Annotated in this window: 23 protein-coding genes; 7 read left to right on the forward strand and 16 right to left on the reverse strand. The window is 70.4% G+C overall.

Annotated features, from left to right (window positions below; all coding sequences use genetic code 11):
* Positions 1-61 precede the first annotated feature (61 nt).
* The 3 genes from fahA to AMK18_RS10175 all read right to left on the reverse strand — a co-directional run bounded on the left by fahA (position 62) and on the right by AMK18_RS10175 (position 4913).
* The gene (gene fahA / locus AMK18_RS10165) at positions 62-1294 is read right to left on the reverse strand and encodes a fumarylacetoacetase (protein ID WP_073862572.1); all 1233 of its coding nucleotides are present in this window, start codon (positions 1292-1294) and stop codon (positions 62-64) included.
* Positions 1295-1409: 115 nt separating this feature from the next.
* Positions 1410-3404 carry a CocE/NonD family hydrolase gene (locus AMK18_RS10170; protein WP_073862573.1) on the reverse strand — a complete coding sequence of 665 codons (1995 nt, stop codon included), beginning with the start codon at positions 3402-3404 and terminating at the stop codon, positions 1410-1412.
* A 9-nt stretch (positions 3405-3413) separates the two neighbouring features.
* Positions 3414-4913, reverse strand: coding sequence for a peptide MFS transporter (locus tag AMK18_RS10175; RefSeq protein ID WP_073862574.1), 1500 nt, complete (start codon positions 4911-4913; stop codon positions 3414-3416).
* A gap of 156 nt (positions 4914-5069) precedes the next feature.
* Between AMK18_RS10175 and AMK18_RS10180 the strand changes: the two genes are divergently transcribed.
* The 5 genes from AMK18_RS10180 (at position 5070) to AMK18_RS10200 (ending at position 10255) form a co-directional block, all read left to right on the forward strand.
* Positions 5070-6080, forward strand: coding sequence for a polyprenyl synthetase family protein (locus AMK18_RS10180; protein ID WP_018101324.1), 1011 nt, complete (start codon positions 5070-5072; stop codon positions 6078-6080).
* Between the two features lie 227 nt (positions 6081-6307).
* Positions 6308-7555 carry a LolA family protein gene (locus AMK18_RS10185; RefSeq protein WP_073862575.1) on the forward strand — a complete coding sequence of 416 codons (1248 nt, stop codon included), beginning with the start codon at positions 6308-6310 and terminating at the stop codon, positions 7553-7555.
* Between the two features lie 70 nt (positions 7556-7625).
* Entirely contained in the window at positions 7626-8573 is a 948-nt protein-coding gene (locus AMK18_RS10190) for an ABC transporter ATP-binding protein (protein WP_073862576.1), read from the forward strand.
* A complete protein-coding gene (locus AMK18_RS10195; RefSeq protein WP_073862577.1) occupies positions 8560-9471 on the forward strand; it encodes an ABC transporter permease in 912 nt (303 codons plus the stop codon). The genes AMK18_RS10190 and AMK18_RS10195 overlap by 14 nt, the downstream gene beginning before the upstream one ends.
* 193 nt (positions 9472-9664) lie before the next feature.
* The gene (locus tag AMK18_RS10200; RefSeq protein WP_018101320.1) at positions 9665-10255 is read left to right on the forward strand and encodes a TetR/AcrR family transcriptional regulator; all 591 of its coding nucleotides are present in this window, start codon (positions 9665-9667) and stop codon (positions 10253-10255) included.
* 16 nt (positions 10256-10271) lie between these two features.
* On the opposite strand, the gene AMK18_RS10205 is transcribed toward AMK18_RS10200, so the two are convergent.
* The 6 genes from AMK18_RS10205 to AMK18_RS10230 all read right to left on the reverse strand — a co-directional run bounded on the left by AMK18_RS10205 (position 10272) and on the right by AMK18_RS10230 (position 18975).
* Positions 10272-11093: a hypothetical protein gene (locus AMK18_RS10205; RefSeq protein ID WP_073862578.1), complete on the reverse strand. Its 822-nt coding sequence runs from the start codon at positions 11091-11093 to the stop codon at positions 10272-10274.
* A gap of 83 nt (positions 11094-11176) precedes the next feature.
* A complete protein-coding gene (locus AMK18_RS10210) occupies positions 11177-15637 on the reverse strand; it encodes a golvesin C-terminal-like domain-containing protein (protein ID WP_073862579.1) in 4461 nt (1486 codons plus the stop codon).
* Positions 15638-15857: 220 nt separating this feature from the next.
* A complete protein-coding gene (locus tag AMK18_RS35180; RefSeq protein WP_241836530.1) occupies positions 15858-16400 on the reverse strand; it encodes a hypothetical protein in 543 nt (180 codons plus the stop codon).
* Complete coding sequence (locus tag AMK18_RS10220; RefSeq protein WP_241836531.1) at positions 16391-16945, reverse strand: hypothetical protein; 555 nt, start codon at positions 16943-16945, stop codon at positions 16391-16393. Before AMK18_RS10220 ends, AMK18_RS35180 begins: the two co-directional genes overlap by 10 nt.
* 223 nt (positions 16946-17168) lie before the next feature.
* Positions 17169-17975: an HAD family hydrolase gene (locus AMK18_RS10225; RefSeq protein WP_073862581.1), complete on the reverse strand. Its 807-nt coding sequence runs from the start codon at positions 17973-17975 to the stop codon at positions 17169-17171.
* 73 nt (positions 17976-18048) lie between these two features.
* A complete protein-coding gene (locus tag AMK18_RS10230; RefSeq protein ID WP_073862582.1) occupies positions 18049-18975 on the reverse strand; it encodes a quinone oxidoreductase family protein in 927 nt (308 codons plus the stop codon).
* 88 nt (positions 18976-19063) lie between these two features.
* Between AMK18_RS10230 and AMK18_RS10235 the strand changes: the two genes are divergently transcribed.
* Positions 19064-19522: a MarR family winged helix-turn-helix transcriptional regulator gene (locus AMK18_RS10235; protein WP_051083903.1), complete on the forward strand. Its 459-nt coding sequence runs from the start codon at positions 19064-19066 to the stop codon at positions 19520-19522.
* Here the strand turns inward: AMK18_RS10235 and AMK18_RS10240 are convergent.
* The 4 genes from AMK18_RS10240 to AMK18_RS10255 are packed head-to-tail and all read right to left on the reverse strand — an operon-like array spanning position 19519 to position 21298.
* On the reverse strand, positions 19519-20022 hold the full coding sequence (locus AMK18_RS10240) for a hypothetical protein (RefSeq protein ID WP_143202263.1): 504 nt from the start codon (positions 20020-20022) through the stop codon (positions 19519-19521). The genes AMK18_RS10235 and AMK18_RS10240 overlap by 4 nt on opposite strands.
* A complete protein-coding gene (locus AMK18_RS10245) occupies positions 20019-20231 on the reverse strand; it encodes a DUF397 domain-containing protein (protein ID WP_073862584.1) in 213 nt (70 codons plus the stop codon). Before AMK18_RS10245 ends, AMK18_RS10240 begins: the two co-directional genes overlap by 4 nt.
* A gap of 24 nt (positions 20232-20255) precedes the next feature.
* Positions 20256-20465 (reverse strand): DUF397 domain-containing protein, encoded by a 210-nt coding sequence (locus AMK18_RS10250; RefSeq protein WP_073862585.1) that lies wholly within the window; start codon positions 20463-20465, stop codon positions 20256-20258.
* A complete protein-coding gene (locus AMK18_RS10255) occupies positions 20462-21298 on the reverse strand; it encodes a helix-turn-helix domain-containing protein (RefSeq protein WP_073862586.1) in 837 nt (278 codons plus the stop codon). Before AMK18_RS10255 ends, AMK18_RS10250 begins: the two co-directional genes overlap by 4 nt.
* A 105-nt stretch (positions 21299-21403) precedes the next feature.
* Here AMK18_RS10255 and AMK18_RS10260 point away from each other — a divergent pair, with 105 nt between their 5' ends.
* Positions 21404-21643, forward strand: a complete 240-nt coding sequence (locus tag AMK18_RS10260; RefSeq protein ID WP_073862587.1) for a hypothetical protein — start codon at positions 21404-21406, stop codon at positions 21641-21643.
* Positions 21644-21994: 351 nt separating this feature from the next.
* On the opposite strand, the gene AMK18_RS35185 is transcribed toward AMK18_RS10260, so the two are convergent.
* From AMK18_RS35185 to AMK18_RS10275, 3 genes are all read right to left on the reverse strand, one after another.
* The gene (locus tag AMK18_RS35185; RefSeq protein ID WP_241836532.1) at positions 21995-22501 is read right to left on the reverse strand and encodes a hypothetical protein; all 507 of its coding nucleotides are present in this window, start codon (positions 22499-22501) and stop codon (positions 21995-21997) included.
* A complete protein-coding gene (locus tag AMK18_RS10270) occupies positions 22489-23160 on the reverse strand; it encodes a hypothetical protein (protein ID WP_143202264.1) in 672 nt (223 codons plus the stop codon). Before AMK18_RS10270 ends, AMK18_RS35185 begins: the two co-directional genes overlap by 13 nt.
* Before the next feature lie 200 nt (positions 23161-23360).
* Positions 23361-24281, reverse strand: a complete 921-nt coding sequence (locus tag AMK18_RS10275) for an alpha/beta fold hydrolase (protein WP_073862589.1) — start codon at positions 24279-24281, stop codon at positions 23361-23363.
* Between the last annotated feature and the right edge of the window lie 11 nt (positions 24282-24292).

Raw genomic sequence — 24292 nt, forward strand, 5'->3', positions numbered from 1 at the left:
GGGGCGAGACCCGCCACCCGCCGGTCCGGCATCCGGACCGTCTTCGCCCGGACCGCCGAGGTCACCCCGCGGGCACGACCCGCCCCGAGACCTCGCCCAGGCCCACCCGGGTGCCGTCCGGTCCCGGGGCCCAAGCGGTGATGGTCACCGTGTCGCCGTCCTCCAGGAACGTGCGCTTGCCCTCGGGCAGTTCCAGCGGGTCGCGGCCGTTCCAGGTCAGCTCCAGGAGGCAGCCGCGCTGGGACGGCTCGGCGCCGCTGACGGTGCCGGAGCCGAAGAGGTCGCCGGTGCGCAGGGAGGCGCCGTTGACCGTCATCTGGGCGAGCTGCTGGGCCGCCGTCCAGTACATCGTGGAGAACGGCGGCTCCGCCACGACGTGCCCGTTGACCGCGACGGAGATCCGCAGGTCGTAGCCGCCGGGCTCGTCCTCCTCCGCGTCCTCCAGATAGGGGAGCAGAGGGAGGTCGCGGGCGGGCGGGGCGGTGCGGGCGGCGTCCAGCGCCTCCAGCGGGGTGACCCAGGCGGAGACGGAGGTCGCGAAGGACTTGCCGAGGAACGGGCCGAGCGGGACGTACTCCCACGCCTGGATGTCGCGCGCCGACCAGTCGTTGAGCAGCGAGAGCCCGAAGACGTGCTCGCGGAAGTCCGTGAGGGCGACGGGCTTTCCCTGCTCGGACGGGGTGCCGACGACGAAGCCGACCTCCGCCTCGATGTCGAGCTTCACGGACGGCCCGAAGACGGGCGCCGGGTCGGCCGGGCCCTTGCGCTGGCCCGCCGGGCGGACCACATCGGTGCCGGAGACCACGACGGTCCCGGCGCGGCCGTGGTAACCGATCGGCAGATGCTTCCAGTTGGGGGTGAGCGGCGCGTCGGCGTCGGGCCGGAAGATCTGGCCCACGTTGGTGGCGTGGTGCTCGCTCGCGTAGAAGTCCACGTAGTCCGCGACCTGGTAGGGCAGGTGCAGCGTGATCGCGTCCAGCGGGTGCAGCAGGGGCTCCATGTCCGCGCGGTGCGCGGGGACCGTGACCCACGCGGTGAGCGCCCGGCGTACATCGCGCCAGGCGGTGCGCCCGGCCGCGAGCAGGGCCATCAGGTCGGGCTGGGCCAGGAGTTGGGCGTACGGCGAGCCGAGGGCGAGCGCGGCGGCCCCGGCGTCCAGGACGTGGTCGCCGATGCGGACGCCGACGCGCCGCTCGCCCGGGCGGTCGGGGGTGGAGAACACGCCGTACGGCAGGTTGTGCGGGCCGAAGGGGTCGCCCTCGGCCACATCGAGCGGACTGCTCTGCTCGGGCATCGTTCGCTGCCTCGCTTTCCGGGTCGCTTGGGGTCAACGTTACGTCGGGGGGACTGCCGGAAGGCAGTTCCCCAACCATCCCCAATGCCCCGGAAAGTACGCTTCACATGCGAGGTCACCCGGACGTGCGCGGGATGCTCTTCTCCCAGGTCCGGTGGAAGACGACCTCGCCGCCCTCGGTGCAGACGACCTCGTTGACGGTGTGGAAGTCGTCCGCGTCGGCGGTGATCTCCGAGCGGGTGTCGATCTGCACGTCCCAGGCCATTTCCGGCCGGTGCAGCCGGATCGTCCAGTCGGACCGGGTCCGCGCGGAGAGCGGGTCGCCCTCCTGGATGGTGTACGTCTCCACCGCGTTCTCGGTGAATTCCAGCCCGTCCGGGTAGACCCGCGTGCCGCCGTAGCGGGGGTCCACCTCCATCCGCCACTCGCCCTTGGCGACATCGCGGACGACGAGCCGTTCGGGGCGCGGCTCGTCCAGCGTCTCCGGGTAGACCACGCCCAGCGGTTCGGACTGCTCGGGCTCCTCGAAGCGGATGGCGGGGTCCTCGGTGTGCCGCCGCACCGGGAGCTCGACCAGGCTGCCGTCCGCCTCCAGGGTGAAGCCCGCCGAGCCCGCCTGCGGCCAGATCCAGGGCCAGTACGAGGACGAGACGGCGAGCCGGATGCGGTGGCCGGGCGGGAAGGTGTGCCCGATGCCGTTCAGCTCGAAGGTGACGTCCTCGGTGGCGCCGGGGGTCCAGTCCTCGGCGCGGTCGCGGCCCTTCCGGGCGGCGAGGTTGAGCGCGCCGCGCGTGACGAGCGTGGAGGAGCCGTCGGGGGCGACGTCGCAGAGCCGGGCGACGGCCTGGCCGCGCTTCCCGTCCATCGTGAGGCGCAGGCTCACCCGGGGTCTGCCCAGGATCTCGATCGGCGCGTCGGCGACCGGGAATTCGAAGCAGACCGACTTGGCGTCCTCGTCGCGCTGATCCGGCGGCAGGTCGGCGTCATTGCCGAACGGGAAGAACCGCCCGGCGTCCAGCCCGGTCTGCTGCGGCGAGTGGACGATCTGCGGCCCGCCCTGGAGGGCGTACGCGACCGGGGTGACGTTCTCCGAGGGCCAGCTGGTCTCGCCGACCCAGCGGCCGGGCAGCGTCTCGTACACCGTGGCGGGCGGGTGCGACTCGCTGATCCAGGACCGCAGCAGCGGCTCCTCCATCACCCCGGTGTTCTCGTCCTTCAGGTGCTGGTCCCACCAGCGCAGGGTCTCCTGGAGGAAGCCGATGCCCGGGCCGGGCGGCAGCCCCCGGTCGGGGTACTGGTGCGACCAGGGGCCGATGATCCCGCGCACCTTCGCCGGGTCCAGGTGCTCGACCAGCCGCAGGACGGTGTCCCGGTACGGGTCGTGCCAGCCGCCGACCGCGAGGACGTTCGCCTTGATCGCGGAGTAGTCCTCGCAGACGCTGCCGTGCTTCCAGTAGGCGTCCCGCGTCTGGTGGGAGAGCCAGGTGTGGATGAAGGGGTCCACCGCTTCGAGCCGGTCCAGCCACATCTGCCGCCAGTCGTCGCCGACGTCCGCCGGGTCGGGCGGGCGGCAGACGAAGGCCAGCATGGTCGCCGCCCAGGCGTGCATGTCCACGGCGAGGACCGAGCCGCCCATGTAGTGGACGTCGTTGTCGTAGCGGTCGTCCGCCGAGCAGACCGTGACGATCGCCTTCAGTGGCTCCGGGGCCAGCGCGGCGATCTGGAGCGAGTTGAAGCCGCCCCAGGAGATCCCGAACATGCCGACCCGGCCCGAGCACCACTCCTGCCGGGCCAGCCAGTGGACGACCTCGACCCCGTCGGCCAGCTCCGTCGCGTCGTACTCGTCGCCCGGCATGCCCTCGCTGTTGCCGTGCCCGCGTACGTCCACCCGGACGGAGGCGTAGCCGTGTCCGGCGTACCAGGGGTGGCGCTGCCAGTCGCGCGGCGCGGTCCAGTCGCTCAGCCGGTACGGCAGGTACTCCAGCAGCGCGGGCACGGGTTCGTCCGTGACCGGCCGCCAGATCCGGGCGTACAGCTGGGTGCCGTCCGGCAGCGGGATGTAGAGGTCCTCGTGGGTCGTCTCGTACGGGAACGCGGTCTGGATGTGCATGGGCGTACCTCAGTGGACGGGGTGCATCGTGCGCCTGAGCCAGGGTGCGGCGGCGATGACGGCCACACCGGCCACCACCGCGACGGCGCCGTTGACACCGAAGTAGGCGGGGTTGGACACCTCGCCGTACAGCTTCACGATCTGGGCCTGGATGCCGTTGGCGAGGGCCAGCGAGAGGAACCAGAGGGCCATGGTCTGGCTGGCGAACGCCTTCGGGGCGAGCTTGGTGGTCGCCGACATGCCGGAGGTCTCCAGCAGGATGTCGCCGAGCCCGAGCAGCAGATAGGAGCCGACGATCCACCAGGCGGCCATCTTGTAGGTGTCGCCGGAGTGCCCGGAGGTGGGCAGGACCATCAGCAGGAACGAGAGACCGCCGAGGATGACCCCGATCGCGATCTTGTTGGACGCGTGCGGCTGGCGCGGCCCCATCTTCGCCCAGACGGCGGCGACCACCGGGGCGAGCAGCACCTCGAAGGCGCCGAGCGCGGAGGCGTACCAGCTCGCCGGGAAGTGGAAGCCGAAGATCTCCGTACGGGCGTTGGTCGACGCGAGCAGCATCATCGTCGAGTACGCCTGGAAGAGGATGAAGTTGAACACCACGGACGCCAGGAACAGCACCACGTACGGGCGCAGCCTGCCGCGCTCCTCGGCGGTGACCCTGGGGCTGCGGAACATCACCACGAAGTAGACGACGGGTGCGATCACCGAGATCAGGGTGAGCAGGTCCACGAAGCGGTCCATGGTCAGCCACCCCGCCAGGGCCAGCGCGGTGGCCACGGCCGCCACCACGACCGCCCCGACGACGATGAGCAGGACCGCCCGGCGCATGGGTCCGGGGGCCAGCGCGTATTCGGCGGCGTGCTTTCGCCCGGCCAGGTGACGGCGGCCCGCCACGTACTGGATGAGGCCCAGCGTCATGCCGAAGGCGGCGGCCGAGAAGCCCCAGTGCCAACTGGCGTGGTCACCGAGCCAGCCGGTGATCAGCGGGCCCAGGAAGGCGCCGATGTTGATGCCCATGTAGTAGAGGGCGAAGCCCGCGTCCCGGCGCTCGTCGTCCGTGCGGTAGAGCTTGCCGACCATCGTCGCCACATTGGGCTTCAGCAGCCCCGTACCGGCGCTGATCAGACCGAGACCGACCCAGGTCATCGCGTCGGTGGGCACCGCCATGGCGTAGTGCCCGCAGGCGATCAGGATGCCGCCGTACAGCACCGCCCGGTACGAGCCGAGGATGCGGTCGGCCAGCCAGCCGCCCGCCACCGAGACCAGATAGACGAGCGTGCCGTACGCGGCGGAGACGGAGGCGGCCGTTCCGGCCTCCATGCCCATGCCGCCGTTGGCGACCGTGTCCGCGAAGTAGAGGACCAGGATCGCCTGCATGCCGAGGAACGAGAACCGCTCCCAGACCTCCAGGCCGGACAGGGTCATCAGACCCCGTGGCTGGCCGAAGAAGGCGTGGTCGTCGGCCGGGGGCGGCTGCGCCGGTTCGGTGTCTGCTGCTGTGTGGGACAAAGCGGCAACTCCTGATCGTATGAGCTGATCCCGAACATACCGGCGGTGGCGGGAAGGCGCCCACGGTGATCCAAAGGGGACCGGATACGCTGACTTGAGTGGTGACAACGACACATCGACATTCCGTGTGATCGTCAGCAGACAGGAGATCCCCTCGTGACCGTCGTCGGGCCGTTCGGACTGAGCGTGCGGGACCAGGCTCTTGAGGCCGGTGTCCAGGCCGGTTTGGCTGCTGTCGAGTCGGGCCTGCTCGATGCCACCAAGAGCGACGTGCCCTTCATCACGGAAGCCGCCCAGCACCTGGTGCGCGCGGGCGGCAAGCGGTTCCGGCCGCTCCTTGCGATGCTCGCCGCCCAGTTCGGCGACGCCGAGGCGCCGGGCGTGGTGCCCGCTGCCGTCGTGGTCGAGCTGACCCACCTCGCGACGCTGTACCACGACGACGTCATGGACGAGGCCGACGTGCGGCGCGGCGTCGACAGCGCCAATTCCCGCTGGGGCAACTCGGTCGCCGTGCTGACCGGCGACTTCCTCTTCGCCCGCGCCTCGCACATCCTGGCCGACCTCGGCCCGGAGGCCGTCCGCATCCAGGCGGAGGCGTTCGAGCGCCTGGTCACCGGCCAGATCCTGGAGACCGCGGGCCCGCGCGACGGCCGCGACCCGGTCGACCACTACCTCGAAGTGATGCGCGGCAAGACCGGCTCCCTGATCGCCGTCGCCTGCCGCTTCGGCGCGCTGATGTCCGGCGCCGACGACTCCGCGGTGGACATCCTCACCCAGTACGGTGAACGGCTCGGCGTGGCCTTCCAGCTCGCCGACGACGTCCTGGACATCGCCTCGGACTCCCACGAGTCCGGCAAGACCCCCGGCACGGACCTCCTGGAGGGCATCCCCACCCTCCCCGTCCTCCACCTCCGGGCGCAGGCCGCGGCGGACGGCAAGCCCGACGACCTGGCCCTCGTGGAGCTGCTCGACGGCGACCTCGGCGACCCGGACCGGCTCGCGGAGGCGCTGCGCCTGCTGCGCGCCCACCCGGCGCTGGCCCGGGCCCGGCAGGACACCGTCCGGTACGCCCAGGAGGCGCGGGCCGTGCTGAAGCCGCTGCCCGAGTGCTACGCGAAGCTCGCCCTGGAGGAGATGTGCGACGCGGTGGTCCACCGCGCCGGCTGACGGCCCCGGAGCCCGTGACCGCCCAACCCCTACTGGACGGCGGAGAAATGGCCCTCCACCGTCATACCGAAGAGGTACGCGAGGTTGCTCCCGGGGGCTGACGCTTCGGGCCGCCCGATTTGGTCAGATGGAGAACAACCACTCCTGACCAAAACGGGTGAGAATGGCGGCACGGAGTGGACGAGTGCATCCCGACGGAAGCCGCCGACCACGGAGGTAGGGCACACATGGCACCGAACGACAGCGCGGAGACCAACGGCACGGCCGCCCGGAGGCCCGCCGGCCGCCGCAAGGCCGCGCGTTACATCGTCCCCGTAGCGGTGGCGGGGGTGGCGGCCGCGACGATCGGCCTGGTCCCGGCGCTCGCCAGCTCGGGCGACCCCGATCTGCCGAAGATCACCGCTCAGGAACTCATCGAGAAGATCGCCGCCTCGGACACCGAGCAGTTCTCCGGCACGGTGAAGATCAGCACGGACCTGGGCATCCCGTCCATGGGCGGCCTGGCCGGCTCCTTCCTGTCCGGCGCGGCCGAGGGCGGCGACGGCGGCAAGGGCGGATCGAGCGCCGACCCGCAGTCCAAGCTCACCGAGCTGGCCTCCGGTACGCACACCCTCCGGGTGGCCGCCGACGGCCCCGACAAGCAGCGCCTGTCCGTCCTGGACCAGGCGTCCGAGTACAGCCTCATCCACAACGGCGACGAGGTCTGGGCCTACGACAGCGGCTCCAACGAGGTCTACCACGCGGACGGCAAGGGCAAGGCGCCGCACGGCAAGGAGCAGGCCGCCCCCGAGGGCGTTCCGACCACGCCGAAGGCGCTCGCCGAGGAGGCGCTGAAGGCCGCCGACGGCACCACGTCCGTCTCGGTCGACGGCACCGCGCGGGTCGCCGGGCGCGACGCGTACCGCCTGGTCCTGAAGCCCGAGCAGAAGGGCTCCACGGTCGGCTCCATCACCGTCGCCGTGGACGCGGAGAACGGCGTGCCGCTGAAGTTCACGCTGCAGCCCAGCAGCGGCGGCAAGGCGGTCGTGGACGCCGGTTTCACCTCCGTCGACTTCGGGAAGCCCGCCGCGTCCTCGTTCGCCTTCACCCCGCCCAAGGGCGCGAAGGTCACCGAGGCCGACGACGCCAAGGCCGAGGGCCACCAGAAGGAGGCCCGCAAGGCCGCCGAGAAGGCCCAGGGCGATCTGGCGAAGTTCGAGGGCGAGGGTGCCCCGAAGATCATCGGCAAGGGCTGGAACAGCATCGCGGAGTTCAAGACGCCCGGCGGCGCGGCGCTGCCGTCCGAGGCGTCGAAGGACGTCCCGGCCGAGGCCCAGCAGTTCCTGGACGCGCTCGGCGACAAGGTCAGCGGGAAGTTCGGCTCGGGCACGGTCTTCAAGACCCGGCTGATCAACGCGCTGATGACGGACGACGGCCGCGTCTACGTGGGCGCGGTCACCAAGGACGCGCTGGTCGCCGCCGCGAACGCGGGCTGACGCCCAGGTCCCTCGTCCGCCCCGCCGTGCGCGTCGCGCGGCGGGGCGGACGCGAGAGTGGGGAGCAGACATGACAAGGCCCGGCACCGCGCCCGTCATCGAGACGCGCGGCCTGACCAAGCGCTACCGGGGCGGCCAGCTCGCCGTGGACGGCCTGGACCTCACCGTCCCCGGCGGCAGCGTCTTCGGCTTCCTCGGGCCCAACGGCTCCGGCAAGACCACGACCATCCGGATGCTCATGGGCCTGATCGCCCCGACGTCCGGCACCGCGAGCGTCCTCGGCCGCCCCATGCCGGACGCCTCGCGCACCGTGCTCCCGGAGGTCGGCGCGCTGATCGAGGGGCCCGCGCTGTACGGGTTCCTGAGCGGCCGGGACAACCTCCTGCGGTTCGACCGGGCCGACCCCACCGCCGACCCGCGCACCCGCGCCGCCCGGGTCGGGGACGCGCTGGACCGGGTCGGGCTCGCCCCGGCGGCCGGGAAGAAGGCGCGCGCGTACTCGCTGGGCATGAAGCAGCGCCTCGGCCTCGCCGCCGCCCTGCTCCGGCCGCGCAGGCTCCTCGTGCTGGACGAGCCGACCAACGGGCTGGACCCGCAGGGCATGCGCGAGATCCGCGCCCTGGTCCGGGAGCTGGCGGCGGACGGCACCACGGTCTTCCTGTCCTCCCATCTCCTGGACGAGATCGAGCAGGTCTGCACGCACGCGGCGGTGATGGCTCGGGGCCGCCTGCTCACGCAGGGCCCGGTCGCGGGCCTGGCCACGGGCGGCCGCCTGGCGGTCACCACACCCGACCCGGCGGACGCGGCGCGGGTGCTGAAGGAGCAGGGCGTCACGGGCATCACGGTGGACGGCGACCGCGTCCGCGCCGACGCCCCGCCGGGCACGGTGGACCCGGCGGATCTCAACACGGCGCTGGTGCGGGCGGGCGTCCGGGTGCGCGCGTTCGGCGTGGAACGGGCTTCGCTGGAGGACACGTTCGTGGCCCTGACGGGAGAGGGATTCGATGTCGCAGGCTGAGGAGGCGGCCGGGGCCGCCGGGGAGCCGGAAGCGGGCGCCGGGGGGCCCGTGCGCAGCCCTCTCTGGACCCTCGGCATCCTCCGCTCCGAGTTCGCCACCACCCTGCGCCGCTGGCGCACCCTCGCGCTGCTCGGTGTGCTGGCCGCCGTTCCCGTCCTGATCGGGATCGCCGTGCGCATCGAGACGGCGGACGGCTCGTCGGCGGGGGTCGGGGGAGGGGGCGGCGGACCGGCCTTCCTGTCCCAGGTGACCAACAACGGGCTCTTCCTGGTCTTCGCCGCGCTCGCCGCGACGCTCCCGGTCTTCCTGCCGATGGCGGTCGGCGTGATCGCGGGCGACGCGGTCGCGGGCGAGGCCAACGCGGGGACCCTGCGCTATCTGCTGGTCGCCCCGGCCGGACGGACGCGGCTGCTGCTCGCGAAGTACGCCGCGACGCTCGGCTTCTGCCTGGTCGCGACGCTCGTGGTGGCCGCGTCGGCGCTGGCGGTGGGCGCGCTGCTGTTCCCGGTGGGCGACGTCACGACGATCTCGGGGACGACGATCGGCTTCGGCGAGGGTCTGGTGCGGGCGGGGGTCGTCGCGGTCTTCGTGGCGGCGTCCCTGACCGGCTTCGCTGCGCTCGGCCTGTTCGTCTCGACGCTCACGAACAGCGGCATCGCGGCCATGGCGGCGACGGTCGGCGTGCTGATCACCGTCCAGATCGTGGACACCATCCCCCAGCTGAGCGGGGTCCACCCGTACCTCTTCCCGCACTACTGGCTGTCCTTCGCGGACCTGCTGCGGGAGCCCGTCTACTGGGACGAGCTGCTGAAGAACCTCGAACTGCAGGGCCTGTACGTGGCGGTGTTCGGCTCTGCGGCCTGGGCCCGGTTCACCACGAAGGACATCACCGCGTGACGGGGACCGGCGCCCGTACCGTCGGCCGGCGAGCCGTCCCCCGATCGGCTCGTCGCGGCACGAACGGCACGAACGGCGCGGAAAACAGAAGGAACGAGCCGACACGGTACGTTCCGTTTCCGCCAGTGCATTGTTCGACTTGTAGCGACTCACTGTCAATAAGGTTTGGCTCAAACAGTCCTATGCTCACCGAATGAACACATCGCCGAGTTCACTGCGCAGGAGCGAGAGCTCACGCAGGGCGACCCTGCAAGCCGCCCTCGACCTCTGTACGGAGAGGGGCTACGGGCGGGTCACGGTCGAGGCGATCGCGGCGCGGGCGGGCGTGAGCAAGAAGACGATCTACCGCTGGTGGCCGTCGAAGAGCGCGGTGCTGTTGGAAGCCTTTACGGAGATGCTGGTCTCGGCGACCCCGTTCGTGGACACCGGCGACATCGCGAAGGACCTGCGCACCCACCTCACGGGCGCGGTGAACGTCCTCGCCGTACCCCCCTTCGGCCCGGCCTACGCGGGCATCCTCTCGGAGCTCCACCACGACGACCAGCTGGCCGAAACGGTTCGCACGCAGCTCATCGACCCCCGCTTCCAGGAGGCGGTCGGCCGCCTCCGGAGCGCCCAGGAACGGGGCCAGATCCCCCCGGACGCGGACCTGGATCTCGCGGTCGAGATGCTCTACGGCCCGCTGTACTACCGCCATGTGCTCCGGAAGCCGATGCAGGACGCGGAGGACGTGGGAAAGCTGGTGGACCACGTGCTGCGGGCGCTGGGGGCGACGGCGGACTGAGGCGGGCGCCGGTTCCTCAGGAGGCGCCGGGCAGGCGAAGGTTCTCGTACTTCGGGTTGGGTTCCCCGCGCACCGCGCTCGTGACCTCGCCCGGGCACCCCTCCGGCGGGTGGCCCGGGACGTCGCGGACCTTGTAGTAGACGCAGACCAGCCGGGGCTCCTCCGTACCGTCGCCGTAGGGGAGCATCCGGGTCTCGCCGCAGGCCGGGCAGCGGGCGTCCGTGTGGAGGAGCGTCCTGGGCTCCGTGAAGACGTGAGGCAGGCGGTTTTCCCTCACGGCGGTCCGGGGCAGGGACAGGCCGTAGTGGTCGCCCAGGATGCGGTAGACGTCCGACATCCCGGTGTCCTCGGAGGCGTCGTCCCTGAAGACGCCGTGCGGGTAGGCGAGGAAACCGGCCTCCGCGACCAGGCGCCGGCTCACCGGGTGGTCGATGTCGTCCGTGCCGTACTCCCGCATCATCCACTCGGTCTCGCCGTCCACGGTCACCGTGACGGCCGGGGGGTCCATGGTGGTGTCCAGGATGTCCACGACCGTGTGGCGGGCCCTGAGGTCCCTGCCGGGGGCCAGCCGGTCGTCGCGGTGCCCCGCCTCGGGTGTCTCCAGGGCGAACGACCAGCCGCCCGCCGCCTCGCCCACCATCGCCCAGTCCGGCAGCTTCGAGGACCCGGCTCCGTGGAAGAACTCCAGGACTCCCGGGGCGGAGTCCGGATCGAGGAGCGTGCCCGGCCGCGCGCCCAGGTACCCCGCGAGGGTCTCGGGGGTGACACCCTTCACCAGGGTGAGGGAGTAGCCGTCCCGGCCCAGTTCGTCGTCCAGCCACGCGATTCCATCGTCCATGGCTGGCACCCTAGCCTGGCGTTCGTACGCCACAGGGGCCCGGCCATGGCGGCCGGGCCCCTGCTTCGGTTCGGGTCAAGCGGTCACGAGGGACGCTTGGCCTCGAGCCAGTAGTTGTCTCCTTCGAGGACTCGGTTCTGCTTGCGCCAGCCCGGCATGTAGCTCATGGACTGGGTGTTCTGGTTGTTCGACATGCTGGAACGCCCACACGGCTCGGTCCAGGTCGGCACGTGGGACCGCGGGTCGGGCTGGAGCCTCCATAGTCCGTCCGTGCCGCGGATGGCGATCGTGTTGAGGCATTCCTCGCCCGAGGTGACCTGCTTCAGGTTCTTCCCGCCCCAGTTCTTCGGTGTCGCGGCGCTCTGCCAACTCGCCGCGAAGGGGAACTCGTCGCAGCTGGGCTTGTCGTTCGCGCCGAGTTCGGGTGACATCGTCGCCAGTTTGTTGCGCTCCCATGCCGTCGGGCAGATCACGTCGCGGTTGTGGCTGACGATGCTCTTCTTGCTCGTCGGCGGATCGGGCACGAGGATGTCGTCGGTCAGGAAGGTCAACGGGTTGTTGCCCCGCAGCCCGTAGTGGCCGGGCAGCTTGTTCTGGATCAGCCAGGCGTGCGCGGCCGCCGCCGGGAACTTCTTCTCGTTCATGACGTACGTCGGCTTGTACGCACTGAACACACAGCCCGGAGTGGCCTTCACGTCACGGTCGCACCGGACGTCCAGCTCCGACTTCTCCGCCGTCATCGTGTTGCTGGTGTCACCGCCCGCGGTTCCCTTGACCGTCAGGTAGGGGCTGATCCGGCCCTGGTCATCGGTGGTGTTGTTCCACTTGATCTTCTGGGTGACCGTGGCCGTGTGGAGGTCGCCCGCGACGAAGGTGGGCGAACCGCTCCACACCGGAGACTGCTTCTCGCAGTAGCCGCGGCAGCCGAAGTCGATGTTCAGGGTCAGCGTGGGAATGGACATCGACGTCAGCTTGACCGACACGGTCTGGGTGAAGGTGTCGCTGTCCGGGTCGAGCGTGAACTCGTGCCGGAGGTCGAAGCTCGCCTTCGGTGTGCCGGTCGTGGTCCCCCTGAACTGCAGGTCGTCCCCGAGGCACGCGTCGGTCCGGGTGTAGTCCAGGGACCTCGTACCGATGGAGCAGCTCAGGGCGGACAGGGTGGACGCCGAACCGCTCGACGTCTTGGCGGACTTGAGGTCCGTCGCCGGCGTGGACGACAGGTGCAGCCCCTCCGAGCCGGTCACGGAGCGCGCTGCGCCGGGGAGACCGGTGACGGTGGGAAGCACACTGAAGTAGTCGCCCGAGATGCTCTGGGGCGGCTCGACCGGGGCCGGGTCCGGGGCCGTGATGTCCGGGTCGCCGAAGGTCAGGTCCTCGGGGATGCCGGAGTAGTCGCCGGGCACGAACGCGAGGGCGTCGAAGGCGATGTCCGCGGAACCGTCACCGCCGTTGAAGTTGTGCAGGCTGACCTCGGGGGTGATGCCGTTGAAGAAGTACGCGCCGAGATCCACCCACTTGTTGGACTGGTTGGAGCTCTGGTCGATCGCCTTCACCGTCTCACCGGCGGAGTGCTTGATGCGGTACTCGGCCTTGGAGGTCTGCGCCCCGTGGTCGGGGATGAAGGCATAGACCTTGGCCTGGCCGCTGTAGGCGGTGATCTCCTTGCCCAGCTTCCAGGTCCCGGTCACCTTCATCCGGTCGCCCGGCGGCGGGTACGACTCGGGGGACCGGGTGTGGGTGAACCAGAAGTGATTGCCGTAGCCCGCGCCGATCTGGTGGGTGTCGATCTTGCCGGGGTAGGTGGTGACGGTCTGCCCGGTCTCCGAGTCGATGATGTCGGAGCCCTGGTACGTGAGCGTGAAGGTGCCGTCCGATTGCGCGGCTCCGCAGCCGCGTGAGGCCGAGCCCGCCGGCGTGGTGCCGTTGGGTATGTCGTCGACGATCAGCGCGTTCGAGGGCAGGCCGGAGCTGCACTTCGGCGGGTAGGAGGCGGCGTCCGGCTGCTCCGGGTAACTGGTGTTGAACCGGTGCACCTGGTGGCCGCACTCGGCCTGCTTGTCGCAGTCCTTCCACTCGGCCGACTTGGCCCACCAGCAGTGCAGCCAGTGCGGGTTGGTGTCGCTGTCACCGGCGTCCAGCGAGCAGGCGCCCATACCGGGGTCGTTGGAGTCGCCGTCGGAGATCTTCGACGGATCGCACGAGTTGGACGCGTCGCAGAAGGTGTCCAGCGGCGGCTTCACGGCCGCGCGCTGGAGGTCGCTGTTCCACCAGGCGGCCAGATAGCCGGGCTTGAAGTCGCCGGGCCCGAACATCGCGGAGATCGGACGCGCGGCCCAGCCGAGCACCTTCTCCTCGTACGGCCAGTCCTGCGGGTGCGCGGCGTGGGAGTAGTCGTCCAGGTGCGGGTCCACCGCGTGCTGGAGGAAGGGGACCCGGTTGGCCTTCCACAGCGGGTTGGCGGGGTTGTTGGTCCAGCCGAGGCCCTTGTGCCCGCCGGAGTCGGCGGCCGGGTAGAAGCCCGAGTTGTACGCCCACAGGGCGAAGAACCAGTTCTCGATCCACTGCGGGTGGCCGTCGTTGACCGCCATCTCCTGGCCGTGGAGATCGTTCCACTTGCGGGAGAGGATGGTCACGCCGTAGGCGATGTTCGCGGCGTAGTCCAGGGCGACCGCTTCCTGCGTGGCCGGCGGCAGAGCGGTCTCGCCCTCCTTGGTCTTGCCCGCGAGCCGCATGCCGTCGGTGGCCTGGGTGATGCCGTAACCGCAGTCCGCCTCGGAGAAGTTGATGCGCCACGGGTCGGCCTGGTCGCCGTCGGCGGTGTACTGGGTGCCGTAGTAGTTGCCGATGAGGCTGTTGGAGGTGACTCCAGGGACGGCGAAGCGAGTCGCCTGCCACATGTTGGATTCCTGCGCGGTGACGCCGAGCATCACCTGCGAGGGTATGTGCCACCGGTCGGTGACGTCCGGGTCCTCGTTGTCGAGGGTGCCGTTGGGGTCGCCGGCCAGGGTGATCGGCGGGAACAGCCCCTGCGGGGTGTAGGAGTCCATGCCGGTGTTCTTCCAGTTCGCCGGCCGGTTCACGTGCAGCTCACCGACGACGGCCTGGTCCACGGCCCATTCCACCTGGCGCGGGGTCGGCTGGAACGCCTGCTTGCGTACGTCGTTGCGGGCCACCGCGCAGTACCGCTCGTCGGTGCCCTCGCTGGGCCCGGTCGGCGACGCGGCCAGTGCTTGCGTACGGAAGCTCTGGGCGGACATGCCCTCGTCGTCGGCACCGGCCGACGGCTTCTTCCCGGTGGGGACGCCCAGCGCCGGGGAGGGCTCGGCTCCGGCCGCTGCCTTCTCCGCCGACAGGTGGGGGGTGGCGTCCAGTTCGGTGTGCTTGCCGGTGGCGACGACATCCAGGGCGATGCGCGCGTCGCGGGCCTGCTGGGCCTCGTCGGGCGTGATCATGCTGGTTTTGCCGTCGGCCCAGGACGTGGAGACGCCCGCGTGGCCGAGGCTCGACATGCGGGCGCCCTTGGCGAGGTGCCCCGGGTTCCGCACCGAGCTGGGGAGCTTCCCCTTGCTCCGGGCCTTCCCGGTGAGGAAGACCGTGCCGCCGGGGGTGGCCGACAGGTCCCAGTCGGCCAGCTTTCCTTCGGCGACCGTCCTGGGGCTGGTCCGGCCGCCCTTGACCTGTCCGGAGTCCAGGTGCTTGGCCCAGGACTTCGCCGTCGTCTTCGTCCCGGCGTCGGCTTCCCGGTCGATGAAGGTCACGCCGTCGGCGCTGTCGGCCGCGATCTGGAACGGCACGTGCTTCGTCGTGGCGAGGACGGTTTCCTTCCGCCCGTTGATCCGGACGAGCTTGTTTCCGTGACCGGCCACGATGCCGTGCCTGGTCGGGACGGCCGAGGTGACCTGCCCGGGGAAGGCGGCCGGCGCGGACTGCTTGCCGGTCGCCGCGTCCACGGTGATCAGGCGGGTCCGCTGTTCCTTGTCCCCGTCGTGGCTCAGCTGGGTGAACACCACGTCGTCCCCGCTGCCGCATCCCGGGGAGAAGTACGCCAGCGACGCCGTGAACGGCAGCTTGGTGACCTTGCCGCTGCCCAGGTCGACGACGGCGGTGAACGCGCCGCGCACCATCAGTTCCGGGTTGTTCGTGAACGTCCGGGGCGCGTAGGCGACAGCCGCGTACCGACCGGACTCGGTGACACAGGTGTTGCCTATCCAGGTGTCCGAGTCGAACCCGTCCTCGCGGAGGGTGGCCACCGTGGTGAACGCGTAGCCGTCCTTCTCCTTTCCGGCCAGGACGTGGAAGCCCGTGCCGTCACCGGAGGTGGACAGGGCCACGTCCTTGGACGAGGCGTAGGCATCGCCCAGGACCGCGGCACGGTCCTTCCCGCCCACCTCGCGGGGTTTGTGACCGGCCGTCGGCAGGCTCTCACCCCCCTGTACCGCGTCGGCGGGGACCTCGGGTCCCTGGGCCTGCGCGGAGGCGGACAGCAACGAGCCGAACATCGCCGTCGCCGCCGCTATCACCACCACGCTTTTTCGGCGTTTCATGCGCACCGTCAAGGATTCCTCATCACTGATTCTGCGCGACGACCTCAGTGACACCGCCGGGCCGTCACGCTCGCGGGGCCCCGATGGGGGTCCCCGCACCGACCCGGCCGGTTCTCCGGCCAGGGATTCTCATATTTCCGTCGCGAAAAGGAGTGGCGCGCGCACTGGGCAGCGCACACCTGCTCCGCATGGAAATCCGGCCGACTTCGCGTGGGCGGACTCAGTACTCCATGACTGAATCCACATAAATCTTCGGGTCGTCCGGAGATTCGCCGTCAGGGAAATCACCCATGACGGTAGTGGTTTCTCTTCCCGTCCGGCCGGGGGCCACGTTCGGGAAGTCGAATTTCGTGGTCCTCACCCATTCCTTGCCATCGCCTATGCTGACGGTGACCTTGAGATTGAGTGTCGAACTTCGATTGTTGGTGATGGTGCAGGCGACGTTGAATCCGAGTTCGCTGCGAGTCGCCCGGACCTCTACGTCGCCAACGGTGACGACCTTCGTCTTCCCCGCATGACTGATGACCGGCGCCGGCTTCGGGCTTTCCTGCGGGTCCTGCTCCGGATCGTCCTCCGGACTCGCCTCCGCGGCCGGGGTGCTCTGCCCGTCGCTCGGCTCAGCGGAGACCGACGGGCTCGTGGAGGGCGACGGGGCAGAGGCGGGGCTGGAATCCGAGCACCCCGTGGCCAGCGCGGCAACGAGCGCTGCTGCGCCCCAGACTGCGGGGCGCAGCAGGTCCCGGCGCAATGGCGTCAGTTGCACGCGCCGATGCCGAGGTAGTTGTCAACCACTACCTTGGTGCCGACCTTCATGTAGGAGTACGTCTGCCCGCAGTATCCGCGGTTCTGATAGAGGGGACCGGCGTAGCTGCTGAAGGTTCCCGAATCCTCGACATCCGGGGTGGCGGTGTAGTTGTCCGACAGCTTGAGCCGCATGGGATGCGCAACCCCGGTGTCGTTGAAGAACACGGCACAGATCGGCTTGTCGTAGTAGCTGCTCCCCGTGGTCTTCCCGTTCGTCCACGTGTACGTCGTGCCGTACGTCCCGTAGCGGGCCGCGCTGACGGAAATGGTGTAGCCCGCTCCGCACACATTGGCGGACGCCGCGGCAACCTTTGCGTCGGCCGCGATGATTTCCTTCGTCGCGTCGTTCGCCTGCTTGTCGACCGCGATCCCCCGAATGTTCACGGTCGCGACCGGCGCACTGCCTGTCGAAGCGGTTCCTTCGCTCGCCGATGCCGTGGGCGCGGCCACGGTTGCGACGAGAAGGGCGGCGCTGACGCCGGCAAGTCCTATGGAAATCTTCATTTCCCCCCCTAGGTGTAAGCACCAAGTGACCTTGGCGTGTGGAGAGTATCGCAACCCGTGCACACTTTGCCAGGCCTTTTATTTCAACCCCCGTGCAGGTACGGGTATTTGGCGTTCAATTTGACATTCCGTTGGATATCAATTGCAAGAAGCCATATGGGGGGACAAAGGGGCGTTGGTCACCACGAAGACGACGGGGTCGCCGCCGGCGCCGGCCGGCGCTTCAGCCGAAGAGGCGTTCCAGGACGACCGCTATCCCGTCCTGCTCGTTGGAGAGCGTCACCTCGTCGGCTGCCGCGCGGAGTTCGGGGTGGGCGTTGCCCATGGCGACGCCGTAGCCGCAGCTGCGGAACATCGGCAGGTCGTTGGGCATGTCGCCGAAGGCGATCGCGGTGCGGGGGTCGACGCCCAACTCCTCGGCGGCGAGCGCGATTCCGGCGCCCTTGTCGATGCCGTACGGCTGGAGCTCGACGGTTCCGGGGCCGGAGTGCGTCACCGTGGCGAGGTCTCCGACGACCGCGCGGGCCTCGGCGGTCAGCGCCTCGTCGCTCAGCTGGGGGTGGCGGATGAGCACCTTGATCACGGGCTCGGCCCACAGCTCGTCCCGGTGCCGGGTGCGCTGCGCGGGGAGCGTGGCGTGGGGCAGCCGGTAGCCGGGCTCGATGAGCGTGCGTCCCTCGGCCCCGTCCTGGTCGACGGCGGCGAAGACCTGCCCCACCTGGGCCTCGATCTTCCCGAGCGCGGTCCCGGCCGCCTCCCGGTCGAGCGTGACGGCCCGGACGGTGCGCCGCGCCCCGGCGTCGTACACCTGCGTGCCCTGACCGCAGACGGCCAGGCCCTCGTACCCGAGCCCGTCCAGCAGCTCCCGCACGCCGGGCACGGGCCGCCCGGTGACGACGAGGTGCCGGGCGCCCGCCGCGCGGGCCAGGGCGAGCGAGGCGCGGGTCCGGGGGCTGACGGTGTCGTCGCCGCGCAGCAGGGTGCCGTCGAGGTCGGTCGCGACGAGGGCATATGCGGGAGGAATGGGCATGGCAGCAAGCGTAGGTGCCCGCTTCCGGAGGCCCGGCGGAGTTGTGGCGGGGCGAGGGCGTGGGGTAGAGCGGCTACGGGATCGTCAGCACGACCTTGCCGCGGTTGAGGCGGTTCTCGATGGTGGCGTGCGCCAGGGCCGCGTCCGTCAACGGGTGGGCTGCGTGGACGGCGGGGCGCAGGCCGCCCTGCGCGTGCAGCGCCCACAGCTCCGCGATCCAGGCGGCGTACCGCGCGGGCTGCGTCCGGGCGATGTGCGCCACCTGGAAGCCGATGACGGACTTGCCGCCGACCAGGACGTCGTACGCCTCGATCGTGCCGCCGCCCGAGCTGTACGCGACGAGGCGGCCGCCGGGGGTGAGTGCGCGGACGGCGCGGGGGAGGAGGCCGCCGCCGACCGCGTCCAGCAGGATGTCGCAGGGCTCGCCCCAGCTCTCGTCGGTGTACGTCACCACCTCGTCGGCCCCGAGCGACCGCACGAAGTCCGCCTTCGCCGGATCGCCCACGGCCGCCACGACCCGGGACGCACCCCGGAGCCGGGCGAGCTGGAGGGCTAGGTGCCCGACGCCGCTCGCGGCCGCCGTGACGAGGACGGACTCGCCCTTCTCCGGCCGCGCGGACTCCAGCGCCCCGAGCGCGACCACCCCGCTGCGGACGAGCGCGACGGCGTCCTGCGCGGTGGCCCCGGCGGGGACGGCCGACGCCATCGCCTGGTGCAACAGGGCGTATTCGGCGTACCCGTGCCCGAAGCAGAGGCCGGTGACCCGGTCGCCGACGGCGTGCGCGGTCGCCCCGTCCCCGAGGGCGACCACCTCCCCGGCGACCTCGCCGCCGAGCGGGATGGGCTCCCGGTTCTCGCGCACCTTCCGCACCACCGGGAGGGTGACGCCGACCGCCTCGACCTTGACGAGGAGCTCGCCGGGACCGGGCGTGGGAACGGGCGCGTCCTCCTCGAACAACACCTCGGGCCCGCCGCTGTGTTCGTACCGAATGCGCCGCATGGCGATGACCTCCGACCGAGGGGGTGTTCATTGGGAACACCAACGATAGGGGGAAAGTCGTGGGGAAGTCCAACGATTCCTGGATACGATGCGAGGCATGGCAGACAAGGCAGCAGCGACGACGGCCCCGAGCCTTATCCGCCCGCTCCCGAGCTGGCTCCTGGGCCGGGCGGCGGCGCGGGGCCGGTCCCTGGTGGCGGATGCGCTGGCCGCGCACGGCATGAAGATGTGGCACCACGTGGTGCTCGCGGCGGCCGCGGACCTGGAACCCGTCGCCCAGGCGGACCTGGGCCGGGCGGTCGCCCTCGACCCGAAGGACCTGGTCGGCATCCTGAACGACCTTCAGGCGGAGTCCCTGATCACCCGCGCCCCGGACCCGAAGGACCGCCGCAAGAACGCGGTGAGCGTGACGGACGCGGGGCGCCGCCGCCTGGAGGAGTGCACGGCGGCTGCGGCCCACGCCAACGCGGAACTGCTGGCCCCGCTGGGCCCCGACGAGCGGGTCCGCTTCCTGGACATGCTGCGCCGGATCAGCGGGGCCCGTTAGGCGCGGGCCACGATGCGCCATGCGTAGGCGCCGTGGTTCGACGTACTGCCGTCGATGACGGCGACGAACTTCCCATCGAACGGAACGGCTTCGGCCTTCGCCCCGCACTCGACCCGTTCTTCGGCGTTCCCCTTCGGGAGGGAGAGGTGCACCGCGAGGGTGCCGCTGCCGGAGCACGCGATCTGGAACAGGTGGGCGCCCGGCAGCGATTCGGAGATCCGCTGGCCGGACGCCGTGGCCCAGTCGTATCCGGAGGCGACGGGCGATGTCTTGTAGCCGCTCGGCGTGTACTGCCCGACGACCGCCACGGCCGGCCGCGCCGTGGCGTCCAGGCTCTTGCCGGCCGACGCGTGCGCGTGCTCCGGGGCCGGTGCGGAGGAATGGCCCCGCTCCGGACCCGCCTCCCCGGAGCAGGCCGCCAGGCCGGTCACCGCGAGCCCGGCCACGAGCAGGTACGCGGCCGCCCGTGCCGGGGCCCGCAACCGGCCATCCACTGTCACGGCGCGCTCACCGCGCGCCCCTGCTTGACGCCCGCGATGAACGCGGCGAACGCGGTGGAGCGGGGGGTGAGGGTGGGCCCGTCCGGGAACTTGGAGTCCCGGACGGGGATGGTGCCGGTGGCGGCGACGAGGTTGGTGGCTACCGCGACGCAGTTGCCGCCGTTGTTGCTGTACGACGAGGTGTACCAGCGGGGGGATTCTGTCGCCACGGGGCTTCCCTTCGTAAGGGCGGATCAGACGGTGTCGAACCTGCCGTCCTTGATGCCCGTAACGAAGGCCGCGTATGCGTCGGCGTGGAGACCGAGAGCGGGGCCGCTCGGCCGCTTGGAGTCGCGGACGGGGACGGCGCCGATGGTGGCGACGAGGTTGGTGGCGACCTGGACGCAGTCGCCGCCGTTGTTGCTGTACGAGGAGGTGTACCAGCGGGGAGATTCGGTCGTCACGATGTGCCCTTTCGCAATTGCCAGATCATGGCCACGGACGCCTCCTGGGACAGAACTATGGCCTGTAGCTGATGGTATGCCGTCAACACAGGTAGTACCGCCGTGCTTTCGCGGTCGAGATGGCCCTGGGTCTGGGACTCGGCATAGCAGACGACGGACCGATCCGGAAGAGTCAGGAGATTGACGGGCAGGTCGAAGGTGCGCCGTTCCCCCATCGCGTACGGGGCGATGTGGAGAGAGGTGTTCGGCATCTCGGCGACCTCGATCAGGCGCGCGAGTTGGGCGTCCATGACGTCCGGACCGCCCACGGGGCGGCGGACGCAGCTCTCGTCCATGATGATGAACAGCATGGGCGGCATGGGGCGCACGAGGGCTGCCTGCCGTTCCGCGAGGAACGAGACGCGCTCGTCCGCCTGTTCCTGAGAGATCGCGCCTCGTTGCACAGCGCTGTTGGCCAGCGCTCTTGCGTACTCCGGGGTCTGCAACAGCCCGGGGACGATTCCGATGTTGAACAGCCGGAGCTCGACGGCGCGCCCCTCGAACCCCACGTACTGCGGGAAGCCCTCCAGCAGTGATCCGTGCCGGATCTCCCGCCACGCGCGTTCGAACGTGTCAACGGTTTCCTGAATGCCGAACGCCACGTCAGCTTGGCGCGAGAAACGGAGCGTTGGCATCTTGCGACCAGTTTCCACGGCCGAGATGTGCGTACTGGAGTAGCCCGTGCGTTCGGCCAGGTTCTCCTGCTTCCACCCCCGGCCCTCGCGCAAGCTGCGGATTCGCGCGCCGAAGGCGGCCTGCGGGCTGCTGTCCGGCTCTAACTCCTTGCGGTTCAAGGGGCGTCACCGACCTTTCGTTCGCAAGTGACACGTTGAACAGCCCCTGACTCTAGGCCACGCTGAGTCCGCTTGGTAGTGGAACGACTACGGAGAGGCACAGCTATGTCCGCAGAGGAACAGGTTCCGGCCATCGGGGCGATCGTCGTGGACGTCGGGCGCTGGGATCAGCCGCTGGTGGGGGAGTTCCGAGGGGTCGCCGGCCCCCACTGGACGCTCCGGTCGCCCAGGGGCGGCACCGAGTGGGAGGTGCGGCCCGAGCACACCCGGGACGCGACCCCCGCCGAACGGCTGGCCGCGCGCACCGCGAGGGAGAACGCGCGCAGCCGTGGCGAGGTCGCGTGAGTACGCCGGGGGAACCCGAACCGTGCCGCACGTGCCAGGAGTTCGACCTCGAAGAGGCCGTCGCCCGGAGCGAGCGGGACGGGAGCCGGGAGACGGACGCCCGGGTACTGCGCAGGCGGCACGTGGAGGCGGAGCACGGGGGCGTCAGTCCTCCGTATTCCCGGCGGTGAGGTCGTCGGTGACGCCGGGGGCGCCTCGCGCCAGGCCGCGACGGTGGGTGAGCCGCTCATCGGTGCCGAAAGGCCCGCCGGACCAGGGGTGACACCGTGACGGCCCGCCGAGAACGGCGAGCCGTCACAAACGCGGTCTTCGGTCATGGCCGGCGGCGTGCGCCTGCCCTGTCCCTAGGTGTCACTGCTCGACGGTGAGGGACCAGGAGACGGTCGAAGGAGCTGTGATCTGCACGCTCCCCTCACTTCTGGCCCTCTTCAGCTGAATCTCGTTGTAGGTGCTGCTGACTTCCCCGTCGACACACTCCAGAGGGAAGGAGAGCCCCACCGGCTTGAGGGCCACGTCAACGGTCCCCTTGCCCCGGCAGTTGACCTGGATGGCCACGCTCCCGGCGCCGATCTTCTTGGTCAGGGGAAGTTCGGCATTGCCCTCTCTGGATGCGACGGACAGCAGGACGTCCCCATCGTTGACAGGCTTGGGGGCTCGCGAGACGGTCTCGCCCTTGACGTGCTCGGCCCGGTCGCCGGTCGGTGACGGGGTGGTGTGCCGGGTCGGCGAGGCCGACGGACCGGCCGACGCGGGCTTCTCGTCACTGCTGCACCCGGCCAGCCCCAGGACTCCGGTCGCGGCGGCCATGGCGAGCGCGACGGAGGGGCGCATGCGGCGCGGGGTGATCAGCTCTCCCACAGGTACCAGCCGACCTTCATGGGTGTGTAACTGGTAACGGTCTTCTTCGCGGTGGTTTTGCAGTTGCTGTAGATCGTGTAACTGGTGCCGGTGTTCTTGAGCCGGTAGACACCGTACTTCGCGTTGGTGGTCTTCTTCGACGGCGTGTCCACGGAGATGGAGTTGCCCATCTTGGCCGTCAGCTTGACGCTGAGGTTGACGCCGTACTTTCCTTCGATCTTTGCGACCATCACGTCCACGCTGGCCGACAGTTCGCCCGAGACGCTCACGCCGACCTCACCGGTGACCTCGGACGTGAAGGTCGACCGAGCTGTGCGCGATGTCTTGTTGTAGTTGGAGTTCGTCGGCCCCACGCCCTTGTGGTACGTCGCTCCCTTGCTCGTCGGGGTGTAGATGTTCTGTGTCGGGCCGCAGTATTCGCCGTTCGTCGTGTCCCCCGGTTTGCTGGGTCGGACGGTCTCTTCCGGCTCAGGATCGGGATCAGTGGCGTCGACCAGATCGGTCTCTTCCGGCTCGGCCGGCGGAGCGGTGTGCACCGACTCCGGGTCATCAGCAGTGACTGCTGCGGTCGGCTGTGCGTATGCGGGCGCCGTAGCGATTCCAGCGAGCACGGCGAACGCTATGACGGAACCCATGGATCCCCGTCCGATGATGCCCATGAGGCACCCTTCCCCCCATGCCGCCTCTTGCTGAAGCGGCTGTGCGATCAGTAGGCCACACCGACTCTGTGATGACCTAGCGTCGTGTATGAAAACTGAGCGTAATTTGAGGTCGTGTGGTCCTCATGAACTACGACCACGACGGTCGGCGGATAAGCCGCGAAGTCCATGAAAGGGGCGCGGCTTCCTTCATTGGGGCGTCAGGCGGGCCGGGCTGTCGCTCGGGCGGCAGTCATGGCGCCGACCTGGGCGGCGATGTCGGTCCACAGGGCGGCGGGGAGGTCGTGGCCGACGCCCGGGTAGGTCACGAGGCGGGCGCCGTCGATGGCCCGGGCGGTGGCGCGGGCCGCGCTGACGCGCAGGATCGGGTCCTGCTCGCCGTGCAGGACCAGCGCGGGGTGGCGTAGCTCCTTGAGGCGGGGGCCGTGCCACTGGGCTCCGATCTGGCGGCTCTGCGCCTTCTTGTCGCGCGGGCCGCTGTCCACCTCGGCCTCGACCCAGGCGCGGGCGGCGGCCTCGTCGAAGGGGTAGCCGGGGGAGGCGACGCCTCGCCAGACGGTGAGGGCGGCCTCGATGTCCCCGTCGCGCCCCTCGGGGAACTTGGCGCGGGCGAGCTTGGCGAGCAGGCCGAATCGAAGGTGGCGCAGGACCCCCGGGCCGGAGACGTCGCTGGGCAGGGCTGCCGATGAGGTGACGCTGAGGACGCGGTGGGGGTGGCGCAGAGCGATCCGCTGGGCGAGCGCGCCGCCCAGCGAGTGGCCGAAGACGTGCGCCCGCTCCCATCCGAGTGCGTCCATCACGGCGATGGCGTCGTCGGTCATGTCCTCGGAGGTGTAGGCGTCGCCGCGCTTGCCGAACAGGGCCTTGAAGGGGTTGGCGGTGGCGGTGTCCGGCATCCGGGTCGACTGGCCGGCGTCGCGCTGGTCGTAGCGGGCCACGGCGAACCCGGCGTCCGCGAAGGCCCGGCAGAGCCCGGCCGGCCACCAGAACCGGGAGGTGGCCAGGCCCATGACGAGCAACAGTGGTTCCCCCTCGGAGCCGTTCAGGCGGTCGAAGGCCAGGTGCACATCGCCGTTGTGCGCGTACCGGGTCGGCGTCCACTCCTGCTGCGGCTGGGGCATGTCGGCTCTCC

The sequence above is a fragment of the Streptomyces sp. CB01249 genome, assembly GCF_001905735.1.
Taxonomy (GTDB): Bacteria; Actinomycetota; Actinomycetes; order Streptomycetales; family Streptomycetaceae; genus Streptomyces.

Excerpts from the sequence above, each read along its gene's own strand:
- fahA (WP_073862572.1), bottom strand. The coding sequence starts at position 1,294 with ATGCCCGAGCAGAGCAGTCCGCTCGATGTGGCCGAGGGCGACCCCTTC.
- AMK18_RS10170 (WP_073862573.1), bottom strand. The coding sequence starts at position 3,404 with ATGCACATCCAGACCGCGTTCCCGTACGAGACGACCCACGAGGACCTC.
- AMK18_RS10185 (WP_073862575.1), top strand. The coding sequence starts at position 6,308 with ATGGCACCGAACGACAGCGCGGAGACCAACGGCACGGCCGCCCGGAGG.
- AMK18_RS10190 (WP_073862576.1), top strand. The coding sequence starts at position 7,626 with ATGACAAGGCCCGGCACCGCGCCCGTCATCGAGACGCGCGGCCTGACC.
- AMK18_RS10195 (WP_073862577.1), top strand. The coding sequence starts at position 8,560 with ATGTCGCAGGCTGAGGAGGCGGCCGGGGCCGCCGGGGAGCCGGAAGCG.
- AMK18_RS10200 (WP_018101320.1), top strand. The coding sequence starts at position 9,665 with ATGAACACATCGCCGAGTTCACTGCGCAGGAGCGAGAGCTCACGCAGG.
- AMK18_RS10205 (WP_073862578.1), bottom strand. The coding sequence starts at position 11,093 with ATGGACGATGGAATCGCGTGGCTGGACGACGAACTGGGCCGGGACGGC.
- AMK18_RS10210 (WP_073862579.1), bottom strand. The coding sequence starts at position 15,637 with ATGAAACGCCGAAAAAGCGTGGTGGTGATAGCGGCGGCGACGGCGATG.
- AMK18_RS10220 (WP_241836531.1), bottom strand. The coding sequence starts at position 16,945 with ATGAAGATTTCCATAGGACTTGCCGGCGTCAGCGCCGCCCTTCTCGTC.
- AMK18_RS10225 (WP_073862581.1), bottom strand. The coding sequence starts at position 17,975 with ATGCCCATTCCTCCCGCATATGCCCTCGTCGCGACCGACCTCGACGGC.
- AMK18_RS10230 (WP_073862582.1), bottom strand. The coding sequence starts at position 18,975 with ATGCGGCGCATTCGGTACGAACACAGCGGCGGGCCCGAGGTGTTGTTC.
- AMK18_RS10235 (WP_051083903.1), top strand. The coding sequence starts at position 19,064 with ATGCGAGGCATGGCAGACAAGGCAGCAGCGACGACGGCCCCGAGCCTT.
- AMK18_RS10260 (WP_073862587.1), top strand. The coding sequence starts at position 21,404 with ATGTCCGCAGAGGAACAGGTTCCGGCCATCGGGGCGATCGTCGTGGAC.
- AMK18_RS10270 (WP_143202264.1), bottom strand. The coding sequence starts at position 23,160 with ATGGGCATCATCGGACGGGGATCCATGGGTTCCGTCATAGCGTTCGCC.
- AMK18_RS10275 (WP_073862589.1), bottom strand. The coding sequence starts at position 24,281 with ATGCCCCAGCCGCAGCAGGAGTGGACGCCGACCCGGTACGCGCACAAC.